The 24,081-nt window shown below is 69.2% G+C and carries 24 protein-coding genes; 8 read left to right on the forward strand and 16 right to left on the reverse strand.

Annotated elements, in window-relative coordinates:
• Nucleotides 1–21: 21 nt before the first annotated feature.
• From ACFMRZ_RS02230 to ACFMRZ_RS02240, 3 genes are all read right to left on the reverse strand, one after another.
• On the reverse strand, nucleotides 22–810 hold the full coding sequence (locus ACFMRZ_RS02230; protein WP_400177665.1) for a siderophore-interacting protein: 789 nt from the start codon (nucleotides 808–810) through the stop codon (nucleotides 22–24).
• A gap of 41 nt (nucleotides 811–851) precedes the next feature.
• Nucleotides 852–1,403: a PadR family transcriptional regulator gene (locus ACFMRZ_RS02235; RefSeq protein ID WP_280274889.1), complete on the reverse strand. Its 552-nt coding sequence runs from the start codon at nucleotides 1,401–1,403 to the stop codon at nucleotides 852–854.
• A gap of 63 nt (nucleotides 1,404–1,466) precedes the next feature.
• Nucleotides 1,467–2,306 (reverse strand): SDR family NAD(P)-dependent oxidoreductase, encoded by an 840-nt coding sequence (locus ACFMRZ_RS02240; protein WP_400177666.1) that lies wholly within the window; start codon nucleotides 2,304–2,306, stop codon nucleotides 1,467–1,469.
• Between the two features lie 54 nt (nucleotides 2,307–2,360).
• On the opposite strand from ACFMRZ_RS02240, the gene ACFMRZ_RS02245 reads away from it, so the two are divergent.
• Nucleotides 2,361–3,338: an alpha/beta fold hydrolase gene (locus ACFMRZ_RS02245; RefSeq protein WP_400177667.1), complete on the forward strand. Its 978-nt coding sequence runs from the start codon at nucleotides 2,361–2,363 to the stop codon at nucleotides 3,336–3,338.
• Here the strand turns inward: ACFMRZ_RS02245 and ACFMRZ_RS02250 are convergent.
• The 6 genes from ACFMRZ_RS02250 to tkt all read right to left on the reverse strand — a co-directional run bounded on the left by ACFMRZ_RS02250 (nucleotide 3,318) and on the right by tkt (nucleotide 10,485).
• Nucleotides 3,318–3,818 (reverse strand): nitroreductase family protein, encoded by a 501-nt coding sequence (locus ACFMRZ_RS02250; protein ID WP_400177668.1) that lies wholly within the window; start codon nucleotides 3,816–3,818, stop codon nucleotides 3,318–3,320. The genes ACFMRZ_RS02245 and ACFMRZ_RS02250 overlap by 21 nt on opposite strands.
• A gap of 156 nt (nucleotides 3,819–3,974) precedes the next feature.
• Entirely contained in the window at nucleotides 3,975–4,709 is a 735-nt protein-coding gene (gene pgl / locus ACFMRZ_RS02255) for a 6-phosphogluconolactonase (RefSeq protein ID WP_400177669.1), read from the reverse strand.
• 23 nt (nucleotides 4,710–4,732) lie between these two features.
• Nucleotides 4,733–5,641: a glucose-6-phosphate dehydrogenase assembly protein OpcA gene (gene opcA, locus ACFMRZ_RS02260; protein ID WP_342213843.1), complete on the reverse strand. Its 909-nt coding sequence runs from the start codon at nucleotides 5,639–5,641 to the stop codon at nucleotides 4,733–4,735.
• Nucleotides 5,638–7,200: a glucose-6-phosphate dehydrogenase gene (gene zwf, locus ACFMRZ_RS02265; protein WP_400177670.1), complete on the reverse strand. Its 1,563-nt coding sequence runs from the start codon at nucleotides 7,198–7,200 to the stop codon at nucleotides 5,638–5,640. Before zwf ends, opcA begins: the two co-directional genes overlap by 4 nt.
• A gap of 4 nt (nucleotides 7,201–7,204) precedes the next feature.
• On the reverse strand, nucleotides 7,205–8,335 hold the full coding sequence (gene tal / locus ACFMRZ_RS02270; RefSeq protein WP_400177671.1) for a transaldolase: 1,131 nt from the start codon (nucleotides 8,333–8,335) through the stop codon (nucleotides 7,205–7,207).
• Between the two features lie 5 nt (nucleotides 8,336–8,340).
• Entirely contained in the window at nucleotides 8,341–10,485 is a 2,145-nt protein-coding gene (gene tkt, locus ACFMRZ_RS02275) for a transketolase (protein ID WP_400177672.1), read from the reverse strand.
• A 420-nt stretch (nucleotides 10,486–10,905) separates the two neighbouring features.
• Here tkt and ACFMRZ_RS02280 point away from each other — a divergent pair, with 420 nt between their 5' ends.
• Nucleotides 10,906–11,892, forward strand: coding sequence for a heme o synthase (locus ACFMRZ_RS02280; RefSeq protein ID WP_280274880.1), 987 nt, complete (start codon nucleotides 10,906–10,908; stop codon nucleotides 11,890–11,892).
• A gap of 74 nt (nucleotides 11,893–11,966) precedes the next feature.
• Here ACFMRZ_RS02280 and ACFMRZ_RS02285 read toward each other — a convergent pair whose 3' ends face one another.
• The 3 genes from ACFMRZ_RS02285 to ACFMRZ_RS02295 are packed head-to-tail and all read right to left on the reverse strand — an operon-like array spanning nucleotide 11,967 to nucleotide 13,511.
• Nucleotides 11,967–12,803 (reverse strand): helix-turn-helix domain-containing protein, encoded by an 837-nt coding sequence (locus ACFMRZ_RS02285; RefSeq protein ID WP_400177673.1) that lies wholly within the window; start codon nucleotides 12,801–12,803, stop codon nucleotides 11,967–11,969.
• Nucleotides 12,800–13,318: a DUF6879 family protein gene (locus tag ACFMRZ_RS02290; RefSeq protein WP_400177674.1), complete on the reverse strand. Its 519-nt coding sequence runs from the start codon at nucleotides 13,316–13,318 to the stop codon at nucleotides 12,800–12,802. Before ACFMRZ_RS02290 ends, ACFMRZ_RS02285 begins: the two co-directional genes overlap by 4 nt.
• Nucleotides 13,299–13,511, reverse strand: coding sequence for a hypothetical protein (locus ACFMRZ_RS02295; RefSeq protein WP_400177675.1), 213 nt, complete (start codon nucleotides 13,509–13,511; stop codon nucleotides 13,299–13,301). Before ACFMRZ_RS02295 ends, ACFMRZ_RS02290 begins: the two co-directional genes overlap by 20 nt.
• A gap of 774 nt (nucleotides 13,512–14,285) precedes the next feature.
• Between ACFMRZ_RS02295 and ACFMRZ_RS02300 the strand changes: the two genes are divergently transcribed.
• Entirely contained in the window at nucleotides 14,286–14,537 is a 252-nt protein-coding gene (locus ACFMRZ_RS02300) for a hypothetical protein (RefSeq protein ID WP_400177676.1), read from the forward strand.
• A gap of 173 nt (nucleotides 14,538–14,710) precedes the next feature.
• Here the strand turns inward: ACFMRZ_RS02300 and ACFMRZ_RS02305 are convergent, their stop codons facing one another.
• Nucleotides 14,711–16,741: a hypothetical protein gene (locus ACFMRZ_RS02305; RefSeq protein ID WP_400177677.1), complete on the reverse strand. Its 2,031-nt coding sequence runs from the start codon at nucleotides 16,739–16,741 to the stop codon at nucleotides 14,711–14,713.
• A 290-nt stretch (nucleotides 16,742–17,031) separates the two neighbouring features.
• Nucleotides 17,032–18,498 carry an FAD-dependent monooxygenase gene (locus ACFMRZ_RS02310; RefSeq protein WP_400177678.1) on the reverse strand — a complete coding sequence of 489 codons (1,467 nt, stop codon included), beginning with the start codon at nucleotides 18,496–18,498 and terminating at the stop codon, nucleotides 17,032–17,034.
• 83 nt (nucleotides 18,499–18,581) lie between these two features.
• Here ACFMRZ_RS02310 and ACFMRZ_RS02315 point away from each other — a divergent pair, with 83 nt between their 5' ends.
• Nucleotides 18,582–19,202: a TetR/AcrR family transcriptional regulator gene (locus ACFMRZ_RS02315; protein WP_400177679.1), complete on the forward strand. Its 621-nt coding sequence runs from the start codon at nucleotides 18,582–18,584 to the stop codon at nucleotides 19,200–19,202.
• 33 nt (nucleotides 19,203–19,235) lie between these two features.
• Here ACFMRZ_RS02315 and ACFMRZ_RS02320 read toward each other — a convergent pair whose 3' ends face one another.
• The gene (locus tag ACFMRZ_RS02320; RefSeq protein WP_400177680.1) at nucleotides 19,236–19,514 is read right to left on the reverse strand and encodes a hypothetical protein; all 279 of its coding nucleotides are present in this window, start codon (nucleotides 19,512–19,514) and stop codon (nucleotides 19,236–19,238) included.
• A gap of 189 nt (nucleotides 19,515–19,703) precedes the next feature.
• Here ACFMRZ_RS02320 and ACFMRZ_RS02325 point away from each other — a divergent pair, with 189 nt between their 5' ends.
• Both ACFMRZ_RS02325 and ACFMRZ_RS02330 read left to right on the forward strand, forming a co-directional pair.
• Nucleotides 19,704–20,924, forward strand: a complete 1,221-nt coding sequence (locus tag ACFMRZ_RS02325; RefSeq protein WP_400177681.1) for a helix-turn-helix domain-containing protein — start codon at nucleotides 19,704–19,706, stop codon at nucleotides 20,922–20,924.
• The gene (locus ACFMRZ_RS02330; protein WP_400177682.1) at nucleotides 20,924–21,805 is read left to right on the forward strand and encodes a phosphotransferase enzyme family protein; all 882 of its coding nucleotides are present in this window, start codon (nucleotides 20,924–20,926) and stop codon (nucleotides 21,803–21,805) included. Before ACFMRZ_RS02325 ends, ACFMRZ_RS02330 begins: the two co-directional genes overlap by 1 nt.
• A gap of 112 nt (nucleotides 21,806–21,917) precedes the next feature.
• Here the strand turns inward: ACFMRZ_RS02330 and ACFMRZ_RS02335 are convergent, their stop codons facing one another.
• A complete protein-coding gene (locus ACFMRZ_RS02335; protein ID WP_400177683.1) occupies nucleotides 21,918–22,883 on the reverse strand; it encodes a quinone oxidoreductase family protein in 966 nt (321 codons plus the stop codon).
• Nucleotides 22,884–22,918: 35 nt separating this feature from the next.
• Here ACFMRZ_RS02335 and ACFMRZ_RS02340 point away from each other — a divergent pair, with 35 nt between their 5' ends.
• Both ACFMRZ_RS02340 and ACFMRZ_RS02345 read left to right on the forward strand, forming a co-directional pair.
• A complete protein-coding gene (locus ACFMRZ_RS02340) occupies nucleotides 22,919–23,263 on the forward strand; it encodes a hypothetical protein (protein WP_400177684.1) in 345 nt (114 codons plus the stop codon).
• A gap of 3 nt (nucleotides 23,264–23,266) precedes the next feature.
• Nucleotides 23,267–24,040, forward strand: a complete 774-nt coding sequence (locus ACFMRZ_RS02345) for a transporter substrate-binding domain-containing protein (RefSeq protein ID WP_400177685.1) — start codon at nucleotides 23,267–23,269, stop codon at nucleotides 24,038–24,040.
• Nucleotides 24,041–24,081 lie beyond the last annotated feature (41 nt).

The raw sequence follows: 24,081 nt of genomic DNA on the forward strand, positions 1-24,081 counted from the left end.
TAGCGGCAGGCAACCGATCGGCTACTCGAGTCCCTTCTTTCCCGGCGTCCAGAACGGCTTCATCACAACGGATTTGCGCGGCCAGCCGCGTTCCTCGACCAGATGGCGGCGGAGCGACTGGATGGTGCGGGCCTCGCCCGCGAGGTAGGCGACGCCGGGGGTGTCCGGCAGCCGGAGGTCGCGCACCGCGTCGACCAGGACTTGCGAAGAGGCGGCCGAGGCCGTGCCGCGCAGCGGGTGCGACAGGTCGGCGGCACGGGGGAGCGGGAGCCGGTCCGCCGCCGTCGCGGTCTCGACGGCGCCGTACACCGGGGCATCGTCCGGCAGGGCGGCCAGCATGGCCCCGAAGGCGACCGCGGCCGTCTCCTCACCGGCGAACAGGTGGTACGGCGCGGCGGCGCGCAGGGTGAACGAGCCGGTCGGGCCCCGGAATCGCACCTGGTCGCCGACCTCGACCGCGCGACCCCAGCGGGAGCCGGGGCCCTCGCCGTGGTCCAGTACACACAGGTCGAGGACGGCGGCGGCCGGGTCGAAATGCCACACCGAGTAGGTGCGCGGGTCGCCGACTCGGCCGTCGGTTCCGGTGAGTATCCGGAGCTGTTGCCCGGGAACGAATTTCAGGCTGCCCAGCGCCTCGCCGCCGAGCCGGAACCGGCGCATGCGGGCCGCGATCGGCGCGGCCTCGAGCACGGTGGCGGTCGTGACGAACAGGTCGAGCAGGCGGGTGCGCAGGTTGCGTGGCCCCGATGGGACAGGTTGCGGCACGGGCGGTTCGGTGTCGGAGGAGGCGGGCTGGGGCGAGTGGGTCATCGGTACGCCTCGGATCGTGTCGGGATCGGGTGTCGTGGCGGTCAGTCGCGGGATCGACGTCGGCGCCGGTGGTGTCGGCGCGTATCCGACTTCAGGTGCGCGAGTTCGTGTGTCGCGGCGACGAGGATCTCGCGCACTCGCTCGACCACCTCCGGGTCGCCGTGCGAGTGGGCGATGGTCGACGCCGCGGTCTTGAACAGGCGCAGGGCGGGGGCGAGGATTTCGGCGGCGTCGGGGTCGCGGAACATGCCCCACTCGCCGCGCCGGGTCGCGCGGGCCCAGATGCGCTCGAGCTCGGCCCGGTGGGTGCGGACCTCCTCCCGGCCGGTGGCCGTGATGTGGAAAACCTTTCGGCCGCTGTCGCTTTCGACGGTGGCCAAGCCCTCGTCCTCGAGCTGCTGCAGGGTGGGGTAGACGGCGCCCGCGCTGGGGCGGTACGCACCGCCGCAGCGCTCCTCCAGCCGCGACATCAGCTCGTAGCCGTGTCCGTACTGCTCGGCGAGCAGCGCGAGCAGGGCCAGTCGCAGCTCGCCGGGTCCGAAGAAGCGCCCCGGACCGAATCCGCCGCGCTCGGCGAACCGTCGTGGGTTCATGTATCGAAGATATATCTTACGATATAGCCGCCGCAAGGGCGGGCGGGTCGGCGACTCCCCGCGCTATCCGGTGCGCGGCACCCGCCCGTCGATGTCGGTGAAGCCGTACGCCTCGGCGAGATCGGCTACGCGCCAGGGTTTTCCGGTGCGACTGCGGCGGTCCGGGTCGTGTGCCAGGGCGACGACGGCGCGGCCCGGGAAATGCGGCGTCTCCGCGTCGTTCAGATCGAAGGCGCCCTCGCCCGGCAGGGTGATCAGGCGTCGGCCGTCGGCGTCCGGCGGAACCATCTGCAAGAGTTCGGTATCGACGATGCCGGGCCACAACGACACCGCGGTGACGCCGGTGCCGGCGAGTTCGTGCGCCATATCGGCGGTGAGGCGATCGACGGCGGTCTTCGCGACGCCGTACACGGCGTTGTGGGTGTAGTGCTCGGCGCCGGGGGAGGAGATCGAGACGATCAGCCCGTCGTTGTCGATCAGCAGCGGCGCGGCGAAATGGCTTGCCACATAATGAGATCGCACGCCGATGTCGAAGCTCTCGTCCCACGCCTCGGGCGGCACCTCCCAGAACGGCTTGCCCAGCCAGCGCGCCGACGCGGGCGCGTTGTAGACATTGTTCACCAGCACGTCGAGGCGGCCCTGATCGGCGCGGACCCGGGCGAACAGCTCGGCCACGGTGTCGTCGTCGCGATGGTCGCAAACGATCGGCACGCCGGTCCCGCCCAGTTCACCGATGCGCTCCGCGGTCTCGGTGACCGTGCCCGGCAGCCGGCCCGGCGTCGCCGACCGGCCGGTGACGTACACCGTCGCGCCCGCCGCACCCAGCTCCAGTGCGATGCCCTTGCCGATGCCGCGGCTGGCCCCGGTCACGACCGCGACCCGCCCGCTGAGTATTCCGTTCACGACTTCGGGACACTACCGTGAAACAAGAACACGTTCTAGTCCTTGGGAGGCGTAGTGGAGCCGACACATCGGTTCGTGGAGACCAACGGCGTCCGGTTGCATGTCGCCGAGCAGGGGAAGGGGTATCCGGTCGTCTTCTGCCACGGCTTCCCGCACGGGTGGTTCGTCTGGCATCGGCAGCTGGCGGCGGTGGCCGCGGCCGGTTATCGGGCCATCGCTCCCGACCTGCGCGGATACGGCCGGACCGAGGCGCCGGAGGGTGTCGAGGCGCACACGAACCGTGCCGTGATCGGCGATCTGCTCGGGCTGCTGGACGATATCGGCGCCGAGCGCGCGGTCTTCGTCGGGCTGGATTTCGGCGCGCAACTGGTGTGGGAGCTGGCTTTGCGCGCGCCGGAACGGGTCGACGCGGTGTTCGTGCTGAACAACCCGTTCGCCCCGCGTCCGCCCAAGCCCCCGTCGGCGTTCTGGACCAAGGCGGCCGAACGGCACTTCCTGCATCTGTCGTACTTCCAGACGCCCGGTGTGGCAGACGCCGAACTCGCCGCGCGCCCGCGGGAGTTCCTCGCCCGGGTCTTCTACGCGCTCAGCGGCGACTACCACTATCTCGACACCTGGAAGAACCCGCCGGGCCTGGGCTACCTCGACGTGCTGCCGGAGGCGCCCGCGTTGCCGTGGACCTGGCTCGCCGAGGGGGAATTCGAGGTTCTGGCAAAGGAATTCGAGCAGACCGGCTTCACCGGCGGACTCACCTGGTACCGCGCCCTCGACCGCAACTGGGAGCTGACGGCCGACCTGCCGACCACCGTCCCCGTGCCCACGTACTTCCTCTACGGCGAGAACGACCCGGACATGGAGGGTTTCAGCGGGCGCGACCCGCTCGCCACCCTGCGGGCGCACGTCCCCGATCTTCGCGTCGTCGAAAAGGTCGCGGGCGCAGGTCATCTGGTGCAACTGGAACGCACGGGTGCGGTGAACGACTTCCTCATCGCTCACCTCGCCGCGCACCGGTCAGGAGATCCAGGTCAGTAGGTCCGCGACCGGAAGGCGGCCGCGGGGTATCGCGGTGGGCGCCGAGTTCGGGGCGGGCGCCGGATATCCCGTCGCGACGGCATGGCGCGCCAGCCAGCCGGGTGGCGCGCCGACCAGGCGGGCGGCGCGGCGGACATTGTCGTCGGGATGGAATGTCGTGAGGCAGGTACCCAGGCCGAGGTCGTCGGCGGCGAGACAGATCGACTGCGCGACGCGGCCCATGTCGAATTCGGTGTCGGCGAAACCGTTGTCGTGCGAGAGCAGCACGAGCACCAGCGGGGCGTCGGCGAGATGCAGGGCGAAGTTGCCGCACCGGGACAGGTCCCGGCGCACCTCGGGACCGGTCACCGCGACGAACCGCCAGGGCTGGCGATTGCGCGCGGATCCGGTCCGCCGCGCCACGTCGATGATCCGTTCGACGTCCGACCGCGGTACCGCGGTGGGAAGGAAATGCCGTACCGAGCGCAGCGTCCTGCTCACTCGCTCTGCTCCCACGCCGCGATATCGCGGTGCAGCCGCTCACCCAGCTCCCGCAAAGTGGCTTCCGGAACGCCCGGCCCATACGTCACCTCGATCAACGGCATACGCCGAGCCTATCGATTGCCATCGCGCTACCGGAAAGCTGCCGCGGTGAGGTCAGCGGGGGAGCTGTGCGGCGGCAGGGGTGTCGAGCAGCCACGTGGTGCTCTCGCTGCCTTGCGCACCGGCGGCGGGGATGTCGGCGGGGTCGGCGCCGGCAAGAGCCGCGGCGACGGTTTCGGCCTTGGCCGCGCCGCCGACTACCAGCACCACGTGGCGGGTACGGCGGACGGCCGGGAGGGTGAGGGTGACCCGGACCGGCGGCGGTTTCGGCGAATTCGTCACGGCGACAACGAGTTCGTGGTCCTCGCGGACGGCGTCGGTGTGCGGGAACAGCGAATTGACGTGACCCTCGCCGCCCATGCCGAGCAGGTGCAGGTCGAAGGCGCCGTGCTCGGACAGGTGGGCGTGCACCGCCGCCGAGTACTCCGCGGCGGCCTCGACCGGATCCGGGTACTCGCCGTCGGAGGCCGCGACCGGATGCACGCGCGCCGGATCCACCGGGACGTGGTCCAGCAGCGCCTGCCGGGCTTGCAGGTCGTTGCGCTCGGAATCGCCTGCGGGCACGAACCTTTCGTCGCCCCAGAACACGTCCAGCCGCGACCAGTCGATATCGCCGGGTTCCTTCCGGACCAGCTCCAGCAGCCCGATGCCGGTCCCGCCCCCGGTCAGCACCACCGCCGCCGACCCCCGCGCCGCCTGGGCCGCGGTCACCACCGCGACGAATTTCGCGGCCGCCGCGGCCACCAGTTCCGTCGTGCCGGGGAAGATGTCGACATGGGTCTCACTCATCGGTCACTCCTGTCCGACTGGACTCACTCGTAGGTCACCTTCTCGATTCCCGACAGGGCCTCGGCGTAGATCTCGTCATCGTCCAGGCGGCGCAGTTCCTCGGCGAGGCAGTCTTTGGTCTCGCGGCGCGCCAGGGCGAAGCGCTGGTCCGGTTCGCCGGTGCGGGAAAGCGTTGCCGTGCGGCCCGTCTGGGGCCGGGAGATCGCGATCGAGACCGTCGGGCGGTGCAGTTCGACCCGCAGTTCGCCGGTGTGCCGCCGCACCGGACAGTTCAGCCGGGCCGCCAGCCACCCGGCCAGGATGTCCAGCGCCGGTTCCTCGCGCAGCCCCGACACCGTCACCGATTCGACCGCCTCGTAGGGCGGTTCGTCCAGCGCGGCGGCGAGCAGCGCACGCCAGTACGTGATCCGACTCCACGCCAGATCGGTGTTGCCCGGCGCGTACGAGGCGACCCGCTTGCGGATCGCGTCCTGCGGGTCGGGGGCGAAGGTGGCGTCGGTGATGCGCCGGATCGCCAGGCGCCCCACCGAATCCTTCGACGGGAAATCCGGCGCCCCGCGCGGCCACCACGCCACCACCGGGGTATCGGGCAGCAGGAACGGGATCACCACGCTGCTCTCGTGATTGACCAGGTCGCCCTGTAGCCGGAGCACTATGACCTCGGCCGCTCCGGCGTCGCCGCCGACCCGGATCTGGGCGTCCAGCTTGGTCTCGGCGAACCGGTCACCACGCGCGAGAACGATGACGCGGCAAGGGTGTTCGCGGCTGGCGTCGTTGGCGGCGTCGATGGCGTCCTCGGCCTCGGAGCTGTCCAGCGTGCAGACCACCAGGGTGAGCACCCGGCCGGTGGTGATGACGCCGTTGCTCTCCCGCAGCTTCACCAGGCGTTTGGCGACCGATCGGGTGTCGGTCGTGGGCATGTCGACGATCACGGCCGCCGCCATTCCCGCCCGGTGCGGGCAAGCATCTCGTCGGCCGACGCCGGACCCCAGGTGCCCGCCTCGTACGGCTCGGGTTTGCCGTCTGCGTGCCAGTGCTCGAGCACGGGATCGAGGATGCGCCAGGACAATTCGACCTCCTCGTTGACGGGGAACAGCGACGGCTCGCCGAGCAGCATGTCGAGGATCAGCCGCTCGTAGGCCTCCGGCGAGGATTCGGTGAACGACTCGCCGTAGCTGAAATCCATGTTGACGTCCCGGACCTCCATGCTCGACCCGGGCACCTTGGACCCGAACCGCAGCGTGATGCCCTCGTCCGGCTGCACCCGGATCACCAGGGCGTTCTGCCCCAGCTCCTCGGTCATGGTCTGGTCGAACGGCAGGTGCGGCGCGCGTTTGAACATCACCGCGATCTCGGTGACCCTGCGGCCCAGGCGTTTTCCGGTGCGCAGGTAGAACGGCACGCCCGCCCAGCGCCGCGTGTCGACGTTCAGCGTGATCGCGGCGTAGGTCTCGGTGCGGGAGTTGGGATCGAAACCCTCCTCCTGCAGCAGGCCCACCACCTTCTCGCTGCCCTGCCAGCCCTCGGTGTACTGGCCGCGGGCGGTGGTCTCGTCCAGCGGCTCCACGAGCTTGGTCGCCGAGAGCACCTTGAGCTTCTCGATCTGCAGCTGCCGCGGCTGGAAGCTGACCGGATCCTCCATCGTGGTCAGCGCCAGCAGTTGCAGCAGATGGTTCTGGATGACGTCGCGCGCCGCGCCGATGCCGTCGTAATAGCCTGCGCGCCCGCCCAATCCGATGTCCTCGGCCATCGTGATCTGCACGTGGTCGACGAAATTGGAACTCCAGATGGGCTCGAACATCTCGTTGGCGAAGCGCAGCGCCAGCAGGTTCTGCACCGTCTCCTTGCCGAGGTAGTGATCGATGCGGAACACCGTCTCCTCGGGGAACACCCGGTTGACCAGGGCGTTGAGTTCCTGCGCGCTCTGCAGGTCGTGCCCGAACGGCTTCTCGATGACGACCCGCCGCCACGGCTTCTGCCGTCCCGCACCCGGATTCGGCGGCTGCGCCAGGCCGGTGCGGGAAAGCTGTTGCAGCACAAGGGGAAACGCGTTCGGCGGAATCGAGAGGTAGAAGGCGTGATTGCCGCCGGTGCCGCGGTCGTGGTCGAGCTGTTTGAGCGTCGCCGCCAGCTGGGAGAAGGCGGCGTCGTCCTCGAAGGTGCCCTGCACGAAGCGGATTCCCTCGGAGAGCTGTTCCCAGACCTCCTGCCGGAACGGGGTGCGCGCGTGCTGCTTCACCGCCTCCAGCACGACCTTCGCGAAGTCCTCGTCCGCGTAGTCCCGGCGGGCGAAGCCGACCAGCGCGAACCCGGGCGGGAGCAGCCCGCGGTTCGCGAGGTCGTAGATGGCCGGCATCAGCTTCTTACGGGACAGGTCACCGGTGACACCGAAGATCACCATGCTGCACGGGCCCGCGATCCGGGGCAGCCGCTTGTCGCTCTCCTGGCGCAGCGGATTCCCCGGGGCGGCCGTCGTCTCTGCGCCGGCCATCGGGTCAGTTGTTCCCGGTGGTCTGGAGTTCGGTGGCGGTCGCGGAAAGCAGTTCCTCCCACGACTTCTCGAACTTCTCGACGCCCTCGCGCTCGAGCACCACGAACACGTCGTCGATGTCGACACCGACCGCGCGCAGCTGGTCGAATACCGCCTGCGCCTGCTCCGCGGTGCCGCTGACGGCGTCGCCGCGCTGCTCACCGTGGTCGGCGTAGGCCTCGAGCGTCTTCTCCGGCAACGTGTTCACCGTGTTGGGCGCGACCAGCTCGGTGATGTACATGGTGTCGGAGTACTCGGGGTTCTTCACGCCCGTGGACGCCCACAGCGGCCGCTGCCGGTTGGCGCCCGCGGAGGACAGGTGCGCGAACGTCGAGGTGTGCTTGCCGCCGTCGAAGACGTCCTGATACTCGGCGTAGGCCAGCCGCGCGTTGGCGATACCGGCCCGGCCGCGCAGTTCCAGCGCCTCCGGCGTGCCGATGGCCTCGAGCCGCTTGTCGATCTCGGTGTCCACCCGGGACACGAAGAACGACGCGACCGAATGGATGCGGGCCAGGTCGTGCCCGGCGATGCGGGCATTGCGCAGGCCGTCCAGATAGGCGCCCATGACGCTGCGGTAGCGGGCCACCGAGAAGATCAGCGTCACATTCACGCTGATGCCCTCCGCGATCACCTTCGTGATGGCGGGCAGGCCCGCCTCGGTCGCGGGGATCTTGATGAACAGGTTGGGCCGGTCGACGATCTTCCACAGCTCGATCGCCTGCGCGACCGTCTTGTCGGCGTCGAAGGCCATGCGCGGGTCGACCTCGATCGACACCCGGCCGTCGACGCCGCTCGTCGCCTCGAACACCTCGGCGAACACGTCGCAGGCGGCGCGCACGTCGTCGGTGGTGATGGTGCGGATCGCCGACTCGACGTCCGCGCCCCGGGCGGCCAGCTCCTTGACCTGCTCGTCGTAGGCGTGACCCTTGCTGAGCGCGCCCTGGAAGATGGTCGGATTCGTGGTGACGCCGACGACGCTGCGGGTGGCGATGAGGTCGGCGAGGTTGCCCGACCGGATGCGGTCGCGCGACAGATCGTCGAGCCACACCGACACGCCCGCGGCGGACAGTGCGGCGAGTTTCTCGTTCTGTGTCATGTCGCTTATCCCTTCACCTTGTCGAGTGAACGCTGAGCGGCCTCGACCACGGCCTCGGCGGTGATGCCGAATTCGCGGAACAGGGTCTTGTAGTCGGCCGAGGCACCGAAGTGCTCGATCGACACGATCTGGCCGTCCGCACCGGCGAATCGGTACCACGGCATCGAGATTCCCGCCTCGACGGTGACCCGCGCGCGGACCGCCGGCGGCAGCACCTCGTCGCGGTAGGACTGCTCCTGCGTGTCGAACCACTCCACACACGGCATCGAGACCACGCGGGTGCCGACGCCCTGCGATTCCAGCGTAGTCCTGGCCTCGACCGCGAGCTGCAACTCCGAACCGGTAGCGATCAGGATCACCTGCGGTGTGCCGGTGGAGGATTCGGCCAGCACGTAGCCGCCGCGCCGCACGCCCTCGTAGCTGGTGCCCTCGAGGACCGGCAGGTTCTGGCGGGTCAGCGCCAGTGCCGACGGGCCGTCGATATGCGGCGTCTCCGACACCTCGTACGGCGAATCGTGTTCGGCGCTCTCCAGTTCCAGCACCGCGCGCCAGGCGTGCACGGTCTCGTTGGCGTCGCCGGGGCGGACCACGTTCAGGCCCGGGATGGCGCGCAGCGCGGCCAGGTGCTCGATCGGCTGGTGGGTCGGGCCGTCCTCGCCGAGACCGATCGAGTCGTGCGTCCAGACGTAGACCGCCGGGACCCGCATGAGCGCGGCCAGGCGCACGGCCGGGCGCATGTAATCGGAGAACACCAGGAAGGTGCCGCCGTAGGGGCGGGTCGGGCCGTGCAGGGCGATGCCGTTGAGGATCGCGCCCATCGCGTGCTCGCGGACACCGAAGTGCAGGGTGCGGCCGTACGGGTTCGCCTTCCACATGCCGGTGGAGATGGACTCCGGGCCGAAGCTCGGCACGTCGGGCATGGTGGTGTTGTTGGATTCGGCGAGGTCGGCCGAACCGCCCCACAGCTCCGGCAGCACCGGGGCCAGCGCGGCGAGCACCTTGCCCGAGGCCTTGCGGGTGGCGACGCCGCTGTCGTCGGCCTCGAAGGTCGGCAGTACGTCGGCCCAGCCCGCGGGCAGGTCACGCGCCGTCAGGCGATCGAACAGCGCCTTGTTGTCCGGGTTGGCCTGTGCCCAGGAGTCGAACCGCTCCTGCCAGGTGGCGCGGAGGGCCTTGGCGCGGTCGGCGGCGTTGCGGCGGGTGTGGGCGATGACGGCGTCGTCGACCTCGAACGTCTTGTCCGGATCGAAGCCCAGCGCCTTCTTCGTCTCGGCCACCTCGTCGGCGCCCAGCGCGGCGCCGTGGGCGGCGCCGGTGTTCATCTTGTTCGGGGCCGGATAGCCGATGATGGTGCGCAGCAGGATGAACGACGGCTTGTCGGTCACGGCCTTGGCCTCGGTGAGCGCCTTCTCGATCGCGACGACATCCTCGCCGCCCTCGACCACCTGCACGTGCCAGCCGTAGGCGCGGTACCGCTCGGCGGTGTCCTCGGTGAGTGCGATGGAGGTGTCGTCCTCGATGGAGATCTTGTTGTCGTCGTAGATCACCACGAGGTTGCCCAGCTGCTGGGTACCGGCCAGCGACGAGGCCTCGGAGGTCACGCCCTCCTCGATGTCACCGTCGGAGGCGATCACGTAGATGTAATGGTCGAAGGGGCTCTTGCCTTCCGGCGCGGCCGGATCCCACAGCCCGCGCTCACGCCGCGCCGCCATCGCCATGCCGACCGCGGAGGCCAGGCCCTGGCCCAGCGGGCCGGTGGTGATCTCGACGCCGGGGGTGTGCCGGTACTCCGGGTGGCCCGGGGTGAGCGAACCCCACTTGCGCAGGTTCTTCAGGTCCTCGAGTTCGAGGCCGATGCCCGCCAGATACAGCTGGATGTACTGGGTGAGGCTGGAGTGACCGCAGGACAGCACGAAGCGGTCGCGGCCCGGCCAATCCGGGTCGGCGGGGTCGTAGTTCATGACCCGCTGGTAGAGGGTGTACGCCAGCGGCGCCAGGCTCATCGCGGTGCCGGGGTGGCCGTTGCCGGCTTGCTGCACGGCGTCCGCGGCGAGCACGCGGATGGTGTCGACGGCTCTGGTGTCCAGATCGGTCCAGTCGACCGGGTGGTTCGGCTGGGTGAGGGCGCGGATGTCGTCTGTGACTGACACGACCGAGGTTCTCCTGACCTTCTCGTCAACTTTGCGGTTACGGCGACGTGCTGCTTGCGGGCGCTGGATGCACCACCCACCCTAGAGCCCGTCCGAATCCCCGGACGCGGGAACCCTGCAACGACGGGCCCGTGTCGTGCGTTCGTTATCGCGCGGCGGTGGTTGTCGCCGGGTTGTTACCGGCGCGGGCGGACGAATTGTGTCTTGGGCGGCCGGAATCCGGGCACGATGCCTGCGGCACCGGCGGATTCGCGCCGGGTGGGTGCTGGACCACAACCCGCGTAGGTCTACCATCGCCTGTAGTAGTTGCAGCGCCGCGTCGGCCTGTGCCCGTGGATCAGCCCCTGCGGGAATGCGGGCCGAGGGCGGCGCGCTGCTGGTTCCTGGACCGGATCTATGCACCACCTGCGAGGAGAGACAGTGCGGATTGGGCAACAGCCGGGTGGTGCGCATGGCCCCTCCGCGACGGCGCTCGCCGACCGTGTCACGGGCACGGGCCCGCTGTCGGCCCTGACCCGCCGGGTACTGGCCTACATCGCGCTGACCAAGCCGCGGGTCATCGAGCTGCTGCTGGTCGCGACGATTCCGACGATGCTGCTGGCCGATCGCGGGCACATCGACATCCGCCTCATCCTGGCCACGCTGTTCGGCGGCTGGATGGGCGCCGCCAGCGCGAACACGCTGAACTGCGTCGCCGATGCCGACATCGACAAGGTGATGAAGCGGACCTCCAAGCGTCCGCTGGCCCGCGATGCCGTGCCGACCCGCCACGCGTTCGTGTTCGGCGTCGTGCTGGGCGCCGGCTCGTTCGCGTGGCTGTGGTGGCAGGCGAATCTGCTGTCGGGCCTGCTGGTGGTCGCGACGATCCTGTTCTACGTCTTCGTCTACACGCTGGGGTTGAAGCGCCGCACCTCGCAGAACGTGGTCTGGGGCGGAGCCGCCGGGTGCATGCCCGCGCTGGTCGGCTGGTCGGCGGCCACCGGGACCATCGGCTGGCCCGCGCTCGTGCTTTTCCTCGTCATCTTCTTCTGGACGCCGCCGCACACCTGGGCGCTGGCCATGCGTTACAAGGAGGACTACCGCGCGGCCGGCGTGCCGATGCTGCCGGTGGTGGCGACCGAGCAGGCCGTCACCAAACAGATCGTCGTCTACACCTGGCTGACCGTCGCCGCCACCCTGGCCCTGATCCCCGCCACGGGCGTGGTCTACGCGGCCGTGGCGCTCGCCGCGGGCGCCTGGTTCCTGCTGATGGCCCATCAGCTCTACTCCGGTGTGCGGCGCGGCGAACCGGTAAAGCCGCTGCGCCTGTTCCTGCAGTCCAACAATTACCTCGCCGTCGTCTTCTGTGGCCTCGCCGTGGACTCGGTCCTCGGTTGGCACACCATCGGCCACACCCTGTTCGGCTGACCTACGCGCAATACCGATCGTCCTCGCACGGCACGAGCGCGTCGACCCCTGCCATACCCCCAAGCACCAAACCCCTAGCCCGTTCGAGCCTGCAAGGCTTGCCTGATCAATGTCCGGGCGGCATCACCGGTCACGGACTGACCGGCGAGCGTATCGAAGGCCCGGCCATACAATCCGATTTCTCGAGGTTGAGTAATCGTCACTTCAGCCGAGATGTTCTCAACCATTACTTTCCGGTTGTCGAACATAATGAAGTTGGAGATCGGCACCCGGTACACGGTTCCTGCCGCGACGATTCCGAACATGACTCTCGGCATACCGGTAACGGCTAGCAGTCGGTCAAGTTGTCCGATCATGACATCATCGCTACCAACGGTGGTATGTAGTGCTTGTTCGGCAATCACGAAATGGAACCGATGATTGCGCCGATAAAGAATCTGCTGCCGTTCGAGCCTCTTCGACACCGCCTCATCCAAGTCGTCGGCGATCCGATAGAAGTCGATGACGTTCTTGATTATTTCTTCCGCATAGTCTGCGGTTTGGAGTAGACCCGGGATCAAGAACGGCTCGTACCACCGCATGAACTCGGTTTCCGCCTCCATTTTGACTGAGGCCTGCTGCCTACGTTTCACACCTGTTCCGAGCACACGCCGCCACTCCAGATATGCGGACTCGATATTACGGACGGTGGCTATAAGGTCCGGTACCTGGTTCTCAGAGTCGGTATGAGAACACCACACCCTGATATCTTCTTCGGTCGGCTTGGTTTTCCCGTACTCGATTTTCGAGACCTTGGTTTGATGCCATCCGGCACGCTTGGCGAGATCAGTGCCGGTTATCCCTGCCTCGAGGCGAAGCTCACGAAGACGTGCTCCGAGAGCTTCTTTAGCCTCATCAAGTGAGCTGGTCACTGGTCGGCGTAATCCTTCAACGGGATAGCCTTACCCCAGACTCGCTCTTTGACCTCGCGGGCGTATTCGACGATGTGCGGGTCGGTAGTAACCGCAGCACCCGCCCAACGCCCCGAAGGCTCGAATACGGTGAAGCCTAGAACGGTGTCATCGAACAGCCACCAGTCATCTCTAGTCAGTTCATCGGCGTTGACGAGATTCCGGGGAAGATAACGCACGTCTTCGCCCGCCTCCACATTGAAGCGAGCCACAGCCTTGGAGAACCGCGTGTAGTCGGTGTGAGGCTCCGAAACTACGCGAGCGCGGAGAACCGCAACCCCACGGCTGGTTGTTTCGCGGACATGATCGAGCCACGGTTGAAACCACTCGTAATCATCGTGTTCATTCGTGATGAACTTCCGGAACGGTTCGGACTCTTCAGGTGTATCGTACGTGTCTTGTACTTCTAGGTGGAATGCCTCTCGTTTCGCGTCGTGAAACAAGCGCAGGAAAACGTCATGCTGCGCGAGTAGCACCGTAGAACGCCCTTTCTGCCTTCCGGACCTCGATAACCGTCTCATCGGGGTAAATATCCATCTGGGCAAGCGTTTCCGAGTCTGTGACCGGCGTGCCGGTGAGGGTGAACGTTCCCCGGCCGGTATCGGTCATCGTGGCACCGATGAACGTACCCGGTTCGGCAAACCCGGTCAGCAAGTGCGGAATCTCCACTGTGCCTACCGTATTCGTCTCCCAGCCTTGCACTAGGTAGGTGTCTTGCTCGGTTGCGTAGAGGCTGGGGCATCCGCCTCCGGTGGTGCCGCCCTTACCCAGGAACCTTAACCGCACGGCTGCCTCACACTGACCTACTACAGGGGTTGAAATGACCGCAGACGGAGACGGGCAGCGCAGGGGCCCAAGGATTTACCCGTTCCCGGGTGGTGTGTTCGAACGGTGGAACGACACCGACGAGGCAGAGCCGGGCGTATATGTCGAGTTCCACCACCCCCGGCACTCGTGTAACGAGGATCGAAATACCCAGGGGGACAGATGAATATGCGATCAGGCCTCGTTCTCGCTGCTGTGGTCGTCGGTAGCGGTCCGGCTCTTACGGTCGGCACCGGTATGGCGCACGCTGCCCTGAGTTGTGATTTCGAGTTCGCCACCTCAGCGCCGGACGTGCACCCTCCCGCAATCACCGGTCGCGGGCTGGCGGGCTGCGATGCGCCACCGGATACACATGAGGTGAAGTTCGCGTTGGAGTATCAGCAGGGCGGCCGGTGGGTAGTCGCTTCCATGACAACTGACGTTACCGTTCCGCCACCGTTCCGGGCCGGTGGACACCGTTACGAGGTGTCAGCTGCGTGCTATGCCGGAACGTGGCGTATGGCTGTCGGCATCCGTGGTGAGATTCAGGGGCACCAGTTCACTTTCAATGATGCGTCCGGCAGTGTGGTGGTACCAGACTCACGGTGCCATCCGAGACTCTGAGAGGACTACGGACAGATGTCCGATGACGAGACGGTACAGCCGGTAAGCCTGCCGATCGACCCGGAGAACCTGCCCGAGTTCCCCGGCAAGCTCCCGCGTGAGTTGTCCATGGAGCTGTGCGACCGGCTACAGGCTATAGCGGAGGAGATCAGTCCGTACCTCGGTCCGGAGCACCGAGCTATCAAGGCTCTCAACGACGCTTCACACGAGCTGATGACCGTGGTTCCGTTCCGGCCCCGATACGCCGAGTACACCTCGGACGACTGAAAGAGCTTCCGTAGCAACCCCTTGTTGGCGAGTACATAACAACAGGTCAGTGACCTAATATTCAGCTTCGTAGCTGAACAGCTACCTGTCCCGGACGAGTGCATCGTGCACCTGGAAGCGGCGTACCTGCTGCTGGACGAGTCCGATCAGTAACCGCCGTAGCACCATCTCCGTCAGCACACGTTGGTGTACTTCACACAGACCTGCGCCTCCGGATCGGAGTGTGGTGGAAGGGCAGCCGTCGGTCTGATCGGCATTCTGTGTCGGTGGGCACTGACGTGAGCTGCCGATAGGGAGGGGCGGGTACGTCCGAACTTTCGCGCAGCACAAGTGTATTGACCCGGTTCTGGTATTTCCGGGCAGGTGGATTGGAGCAGGCAGGTTACTCGGTCGGGGAGCTCGGCGGGTGCGGCGGGCTCCACCGGTACGGCAGGGGCTGCGGGCGCGGCCGGCTCTACCGGCGCGGCGGGTTCGGCCGGTGCCGCGGGTCCGGCGGGCGCAACGGGTTCCGCGGGGGCGGGCGGCTCGGCCGGCGGGACCGGTTCGGCCGGTGGCGCGGGTTCTGCGGCTGCGGTGCGTTCCGCCGGTACGCCCGGTTTCGGTGAGACCGCCAGGCCGACCGGTGCTGCGGGTTCCGCGGGGGCCGGGGGCGGTAGCTGTTCGGCGGGGGCCGGGCCAGGGGGTGGGATCTGCTCGGCCGGGACCGGGGGCTCGGCCGGGGGCGCGGGTTCGGCTGCCGGGCCCGAGGGTGGGCAGTCGGGTTGCAGCGGGAAGCAGGCCGGGGCGGGGGTTTCCGACGGGATGGTGATATCGGGGGCCGTTGTATGCGGGGCGGTGGATTGGGTGGTGCGGGTTCCGGGCGCCGGTGCGGGAGTGGACGGTTTGTCGTCGTTGCCGCCGGTGCACATGGCGACGGTGGCCAGAATCAGCACCAGCAGTGCCAGCAGGACCAGGGGCACGATGCCGCGGCCGCGGGCTCGGGGCGGTTTGGGCGGACGGGGTTCGAAGGGCACCGAGTACGGCTGGGCGGGAGAGTTGTAGGAGGGCGGACCGCCGGAGAATCCACCTGGCGCGAAACTCGGTGCGCCGGACGCGAATTCCCGCTGGGAGGCTCCGGGACCGGATGCGCCCTCCCGGCCGGACGCGCCGTAACCCGCTGCCGCCGCGGCCGATTCGCGCCGGGAGCTACGGCGGCGGCGCGGCGTGTCGGGGGCGGGTGAACCATACGCAGGCCCGGACGAACCGTAAGCGGGCGCGGGCGAACCATAAGCAGGCCCGGGCGAACCGTAGGCCGGGGCGGGTGAACCGGCCGCAGGCGCGGGCGAACCGTAGGGTGCGGCGGACCCGTAAGCCGGTGTGGCCGCGGTGTATTCGCGCGTCGGCACGGCCTGCTGTCCACCGGGCGGCGGCGCGGACCGGCCGGGCAGCGGGATCGGCGCCCCGCCTGTCGGCGGCGTCCCCGAACCGGGAGCCGGTGCGGGCGTACCGGCGGAAGCGGGTGCCTGGGCCGCGGCGGCGGTCTGCGCGCCGGACGGCCCGCCGGTGCGATCGCCGCGCGGCGGCGGGAAACCCTCCGCGACGAGATCGGAATACGTTGCCGCGGCCGCGAATCCGAGCGCGCCGAGGGCCTGGCTCACCTGCGCGGCGTCCCACGCGTCGGGACGTGGCTGAACCGTTCCCGCACCGCCCTCGGCCTCGTTCGCTCCCGTGAGCTGGGTGAAGTAGGCGCGCAGCGAGGACGGGCCGTCGCCGACGACCACGTCCAGCCCGGGCGCCAGCGCGCCCTTCTCCAGACTGACCCTCGTCCCGAGGTGCGGAATCACCAGCACCACACCCATGACCGCGACGTGCTGGCGGCCCGGCGCCGCCCGCAGCACCCGTTCGATCTCGGTGGTGCGGGTGCGGAGCTCGTCCATCGGCTCGGTGCCGGTCTGCACGCCCTCGAGCGGCGCGATGTGCCCGTCGATGGTCCACGGCGCGGTGTCGGCGACCGTGAGTGGACCGTTGCGGCGCTCGGTGAAGCCCTTCACCACCACGACCACACAGGCTCTCGGGGTCCACACGATCAGGTCTGCGCCGTGCGCCTTCACCACCGCGATACCGGACAGCGCGTGCGAGCCGGTCCACGACTTCAACCAGTTCACCACCGTCCGTTCGGTGCTGGACAGTCGCGACGGGTCGTCGTTGCGGACCTTCACCAACATCCTGATCAACCCCTGGTCGATACGTATCTGCCTGCCGCCCGAGCGACTGCCCGGTCCGTCCGTGGGTACGGCGAACCGGGCGAATCGGCTTGCGCGGCAGCACAGATCATCCAGCATCGGCGCGGCCGCGTCGCGAGCGGGTCACCCCTCTTTACACCAGCCGTCGCCCGCTCGGAGTGAATACGCCGGAGTAGCAAAGGCTTCGCGACCGCCCATCTTTCGCTACGGCACTGGTCGAAGGGCCTCGGCCGGGGATGCCGTCCGCGCGTGCGAACGATCCGGCACCGCGTTCAGGCGTCGGCGCGCCAGGCCAGATATCCGTCGGGCCGGACGAGCACGCGAGTGCCCGATCCGGCGGCGTAGTCGTCGAAGGCATGGCCGGAGACGGCGACCAGTTCGCCCTCGCCGGGCGTGGCGCCCGGTGGCAAGATCGAATACCCCTGGACGCCCGCGGTGTCCGTGACGGCGGACGTGTCGAATCCGAGCAGCGTCGCGTGCGGTCCGCGGAACAGGTCGAACAGCCGCAGCGCGGTGCCGTCGGCCCGGCGCAGGGGAGCGTCGGGGGCGCGGTCGCCGGCCACCAGCGCGCCCGTCGCCCCCACACCTCGGTAGCTGATGTCGAGTTGCTGGGTCTCCGCGCCGCGTCGCATCGCGTCTTCGTCTCCCGCGGTGTGCTTTTCGAGCAGTTCGGTACTGATGCCCAGTACGCGGGCCGCGACGGCTCGCCGTTCGGTCTCGTAGCTGTCGAGCAACGCGCCGATGTCGGCGGGCCCGGCCGCGCCGGCGGGCGGAGCCGCGCCGCCGAGCGCGGCCGCGAGTTTCCAGCCGAGGTTGTAGGCGTCCTGGATGCCGGTGTTCATGCCCTGGCCGCCGGTCGGCGGATGGACGTGCGCGGCGTCGCCCGCCAGGAACACCCGTCCGTCCCGGAACCGTTGCGCCAGCCGCACGTTCGGCCGCCACACCGTCGACCAGACGGGTTCCGCGATCTCGAGGTCGGTGCGGCCGGTGAGACGGTCGACGTAGCCCTGCAGCACCGCGCGGGTCGGCTCGGTGTCCTCCGCGAGCGGGGCCGCGAACTGGAACAACCGCCCGCCGGGCAAGGGGCTCAACGCGATTCCGTTCATCGGCGCGTCGGCCGCGGCGAACCAGTATCCGTAGGCGTGGTCGAGCGCGTCGGCGCGGACGTCACCGAGCAGCATTCGCAGCGACTCGTCGGTGCTGCCCTCGAACGCGATGCCCAGCGCCTTGCGCACCGTGCTGCGCCCGCCGTCCGCGCCGACGAGATAGTCGGCGCGCACGGTCTCGGCGCCGCCGGGACCGGCGAGCGTGGCGGTGACGCCGGACTCGTCCTGGGTGAAACCGGCGAGCGCCGTGGACAGTTCGACGTGCACACCGAACTCGGCCAGCCGCGCGCGCAGGACGGCCTCGGTGTCGGACTGCCCGAGCATCCACGGATTCGGGTACGGCACGGCCGGTGTGGGATCGCGCGGTTCGGTCATGCGGCGCTCGGTCACGTACTGCCCGTCCAGATAGACCCGCATCGGCGCCGGCGGGGCGCCCGCGGCCAGGATCGCGTCGATCACGCCGAGGTCGTCGAACACCTCGAGGGTGCGCGGCTGGATGCCGTCGCCGCGGGATCCGGCGAAGAACTCCGCCGCCCGGTCGACGAGGCGGACCTCGACGCCGCGCCGGGCGAGATCGATGGCGAGGGTGAGGCCGGTCGGGCCGGCTCCGGCGATGAGTACCTGCGATGACACGACATCCTCCAAGACTGAAATTAAATTCACTGAAACTGGATTCAGTATTCTGGTTGATAGGGTCCGCTGTCAAGGAGGTGGTCATGGCCACGGGTCGCGCGGAGACGGGCCGGCGCAAGGAACGCTCGGCGGAAACCGAACAGGCGCTCAAGGACGCGGCGCGGCGGTTGTTCGCCGAGCGCGGGTACCTGAACACCAAGATCACCGACATCACCGCGGCGGCCGGGCGCGCGGCCGGTTCGTTCTACAACCACTTCGCGAGCAAGGAGGAGTTGCTCCAGGCGCTGCTGGCCGACTTTGCCGCGCAAGGGGATACGGCCGCGGAGAGGGAGTCGCACAATCCGGACTTCACCGATCCGGACGCCGTGCGCTTCCACGTCGAGAACTACTGGACCTTCGCGCGGCGCAACTGGCCGGTGCTGCGCGCGATGAATCAGGCCGCCCTGGTCAACGAGGAATTCGCGCAGCGCACGGCCCGGTTCGCCGTCGAGCAGCGCAAGGACATCGACGATCACCTGGACGGGTTCGACGCGGCCGGACTGCGGTTGCCCAGCAGCCGGGACGCCAGCCTGGCCATGATGTTCCTGTCGCTGCAGGCGCTACTGGAGGCCGTCGAGCAGGGCACGGTGCGGCTCACCGACGAGCAGGCGATCGAGGGCCTGACCCGGTTCGTATACCGCGGCCTGACCGGACGCGACTACTGATCGAGGCCGGCGCGAAAGACCCTGGCGCGGAGCCTATTCCCAGGCGTGCATGTTGGGCAGAGGCGGATGCGCGGCCTGCGCGTCGTCGTCGATGGTGACCTCGACGCCGTAGCGCTGTAGTTCGACCGCGACGCGGCCCGCGACCCGCCGGGGCGCCCGATAGTCGACAGCGACGCCGCCGAACGGGAAGCGCAGCCGGATGTGCACCTCTTCCGAGGGCGGGCGCACGGGTTCCTGCGGTCCGCGGCACAGTCTGGGCGGCGCACCGGCAATCGTGGGCGTACGGCCACTGCTGTCCCCGATGTTCGCCATGGTCTGCCTCGTCGCGATGCCGTTGTTTCCCCTTCGGTTCCGGGCCCATCCCCGAGCCCGGACGCCGAAATGTTTGTGCAATTGTGCTTGCATTCGAGAGTGATGCGATAGCGTTGCTGTGTTGCCGGTCGTTGCCAAGCACTGCAACGCTGGTCGAAGTCGTTGCGCTGGAACGGAACAGATAGCTGGATGAACGACTGGCAGGCATTCGGTGGTGAGCTGCGGCGGTTGCGCCTGCAGCGGGACCTGACGCTGCGCGGCCTGGCGAAGAGTATTCGCTACGACGTCGGCGCGCTGTCGCGGATCGAGAACGGCATCCGCAAACCGCCGCCGCAGATCGTGCGGGCACTGGACACGGAGCTGGACGCCGCCGGTTCGCTGATCCGGCTGGCGAGTGACGGCGATACGGTCGTCGTGGACGATGTCAGCGCGGCCGCCGCGGATTCGCTGGCCTTCGCCGACTGGGCCGCCGACGACCGCTCCGGCCTGTCGATCGAGAGCCTGAACTACGAAATCGCCCGTATCGCCACCAGTTACGTACACGCGCCGCCGCGCCCGCTGCTCGCCGATCTGCAGACGCTGCGGGACCAGGTGTGGCAGCTGCTGCGCGGCGGCCCCGCGCCGACGCAGGCCCGGGAGCTGATGTTCCTCGGCGGCGTCGCCGTCGCCCTGCTGGCCCAGCTGTCCGGCAATCTGGGCCGGCCGATGGCCGCCATGCAGCACGCGATGGCCGCCGAGCGGCTGGCGGAGCGCGCCGAGCACACCGGGCTGCTGGCCTGGCTGGCCGGTACCAAGGCGCTGATCGCCGAATGGAACGGAAACCCCGCGCGCGCTCTGGAATTCGCGCAGCGCGGCACCGCGGTGGCGCCCGCCGGGGAGCAGCGGGTCCGGCTGGCGGCGCTGGAGGCGCGCTGCGCGGCGCGGCTGGGGCGCGTCGAGGAGGCCCGCGCGGCGATCGCGCGCGCCGTCGCCGCGGCGCAGCAGCCCGCGGACCGCGACGATGTCACCGGCTTCGGCGGAGTGCTGCGGTTCCCCGCGGCGAAGGCTTCCTACTACGCGGGCAGCACTTTTCGCCTGATCGGCGACTATCCGCAGGCCGAACGCTGGGCCGCCGACGCCATCGCCGCCTACGCCGCGGGCCCCAGCGACGAGCGCAGTTACGGCGACGAGGCCCTCGCGCGCGCCGACATCGCCATCGCCTCGATCGCCCGGCACGCGGTGGACGACGCCGCCGAGATCCTGGTTCCGGTTCTGAGTCTGCCGCCCGGCCAGCGCATACACCCGGTGATCGAGGGTATCAAGCAGGTGGGACAGCACCTCGGTGCCGCCGCGTGCCCGCCGTCTCCGACCGTCGCGAGCCTGCGGGAGGCACTCGCGTCGTTTCCCACTCACGAATCCCCGGCATTGTGATGATCGACGTATCGACCGAACAGATCCTGATTTCGGCGTGTGGCCAGGTGGGTCTGCGCGCGGACAGCGCGAGCCTGTTGCGCGCACACTCCAACGCCGTGTTCGTCATCGGCGACCGGGCCGTAGCCCGGGTCTCGCGCTCGCCGGAGCACGGTATCCGCGCCGACACGGCCGTCACCGTCGCGCGCTGGCTCGCCCAGCACGGGCTGCCGGTGACCGAGCCGCTGATCGATCGGCCCGTGCACTGTCACGGCGCCACCGTCACGTTCTGGCGGTACTACCCGCAGTACGACCGGCCGCGGCCACCGGCGCGGGAACTCGGCCGCATCCTGCGGCGGCTGCACGAAACCGCCGCGCCCCCTTTCCATCTGCCGCGCTATGTGCCGCTGGCGGGCCTCACCCAGACCCTCGCGGCCGCGCCCCGCGTGCTCGCCCCGGCCGATCGGTGCTGGCTCGCCGAGCAGGCGGCGGTGCTGGTGGCGGAGTACGACCGGCTGGACTCCGTGCTGGGCGTCGGCCCGGTGCACGGCGACGCGTATCCGGGCAACACGCTCTGGCACGGTGACACGGTGCTGCTCGGGGACTGGGACGAGGCCAGCATCGCCCCGCGCGAACTGGATCTGGTGAACACCTACCAGGGCGGAATCCGCTTCGGCCACACCGAGAACGAGCTGCGCGAATTCGCCCTGGCCTACGGCTGGGACGTGCGCACGTGGTCCGGTTTCCCGATCCTGCGCGCGATGCGCGACCTGCACACGCTGACCTCCTACATCCGCCGGGCCGAGAGCGGCGACGCGGCCGCGGGCACCGAATTGCGCCACCGCCTGCGCAGCCTGCGCGACCCGGGGCAAGCCGACCCCCGGTGGCACGCCGTCGCCTGAGGGATCGTGCGGGGTATGAAGGGGGTCGTCTGTGGCCTGCGGGATCGCCCAGGGCATAAGGGGATCGGCCGTAACCTGGGGGATCGGCCGTGACCTGAAGGGATCGCGCGGGTCAGGGCAACAGGACGATCGAACCGGTGGTCTTGCGGCCCTCGAGGTCTCGGTGCGCCTGTTCCGCCTCGGCCAGCGGGTAGCGGGCGCCGATCCGCACACGGAGGCTGCCCGCGGCGACGGCGTCGAAGATATCGCCTGCGCGCCAGCGCAATTCGGCGCGGTCGCGGGTGTAGTGGGCGAGCGTGGGCCGGGTCAGGAACAGCGAGCCGCCGCGGTTGAGCCGTTGCGGATCGACCGGCGGCACGGGTCCGCTCGCCGCGCCGAACAAGGCCAGCATGCCGCGCACGCGCAGTGCGTCGAGGCCGGCGTCGAAGGTCGCCTTGCCGACACCGTCGTAGACCGCCGCCACCCCGATCCCGTCGGTCAGCTCGCGTACCCGCCGGGCCAGGTCGTCGCCGTACCGCAGCACCTCGGCGGCGCCCGCCTCGCGCGACAGCCGCTCCTTCTCGTCGGTGGACACGGTCGTGATCACCCGCACGCCGCGCGCGGTGGCCAACTGGGTCAGCAGCAGGCCCACGCCGCCCGCGCCGGCGTGCACGAGGATCGTCTCGCCCGGTTCCGGCTTGTAGATCGTCTCGATCAGGTAGTGCGCGGTCATGCCCTGCAGCAGTGCCGATGCGGCGACGGCGGCGTCGACACCCGCCGGTACCGGCACGGCCACGTCGGCCGGGACCACCACCTGCTCGGCGTAACTGCCGGGCGCGGACGCCCAGGCCACCCGGTCGCCGACGGCGAAGTCGGTCACCTCCGGCCCGAGGGCGGCGACCACGCCGGTGCCCTCGGCGCCCGGAATGTAGGGCACCTCCTGCGGATACGTGCCGGTGCGGATGTAGGTATTGATGAAGTTGACGCCGATCGCGTCGGTGTTCACCAGCAGCTGTCCGGGTCCGGCCGCGGGCGCCGGAACCTCGACCGGCCGCAGGACCTCGGGGCCACCATGCTCGGAAACCTGAATGGCGCGCATACGAGCCGAACCTACCGGACGGTAAACTCGGCCGCATGAGCGAGACCGCCACTGCCACGACACTGTCGCCCTCCGTCGTCGACTCGGTGAAGGAGTTCGTCGCCGACCACGGCGGTTCGGCCACGGCCGTGCTGCAACCCATCGGCCGCGTCGGCGTCCGGATCACCCTGGTGGGTTCCGACGGTGTGCTCGGCGACCGCGTCGTCGACACTCTCGCCGCCGCGAAATCGCTGGTGGAAGCGGTGGATGGGCTGAGCGAGACCGAGCACTGGGACCGCGAGCTGACCTCGGTCGTCACCCCGGCGCGCGGGCATTGGGCGCGGATGGCCGGTTGGGTGGCCCGCCAGTCCCGGTACCCCAAGGCCCGCAACGAGCGCTGAGCCATGCGGGTCCGACATATCGCGGCCGGGTTCGCGGCCGCCCTCACGGCTGTGCTCACGGTGGCCGTTCCGGCGGGCGCCGAGGCCCCCGCGCTGCGGGTCTGCACGACCGGTGACTATCCGCCCTATTCGGTGAGTGACGGCCGCGGCGGGTTCCGGGGCGTCGACATCGATCTGGCGCGCGGCCTCGCGGACGCGGTGCGCCGGCCGATCGAGTTCGTACCGACCACCTGGGCGTCGCTGAAGACCGACTTCCAACCGCTGAACTGTGACATCGCCGCGGGCGGCATCTCCGATTCGCCTGCGCGGCGGGCGTTCTCGGACTTCTCGATCGCCTACGGCACCGACGGCAAGGCGCCCATCACCCGCGCCGCCGACGCCGCCGCGTACGCCACCATCGAGCAGATCAACCGGCCCGAGGTGCGTGTCATCGTGAATCGCGGCGGCACCAACGAGGAATTCGCGCGGAAGAACTTCCCGGACGCGCGGCTGACCCTGTGGCCCGACAATGTCACCCTCTTCGACGAGATCGCCCAGGGCCGCGCCGACGTGTTCGTGACCGACTCGGTGGAGGGACGCTACCGGGTGCGCACCCACCCGGATCTGACTGTGCTGCACCCGGAGCGGCCGTTCGACTCCTTCGGCAAGGTCTTCCTGTTGCGTAAGAACGACCCGCTGCTGGCCGCCGAGGTCAACGCGTGGCTCGCCGCGCAGGGCGCCACCGGTGGCGTGGATCGCCTGTTCGCCGACTGGATCGGTCCCGGCGCCACCGCTTGAGCCGCCCGTCTGCGCTGTCGGCGCGCGCGGACCATAATGGC

This window comes from Nocardia sp. N2S4-5, from assembly GCF_044628355.1.
Lineage (GTDB): Bacteria > Actinomycetota > Actinomycetes > Mycobacteriales > Mycobacteriaceae > Nocardia > Nocardia wallacei_B.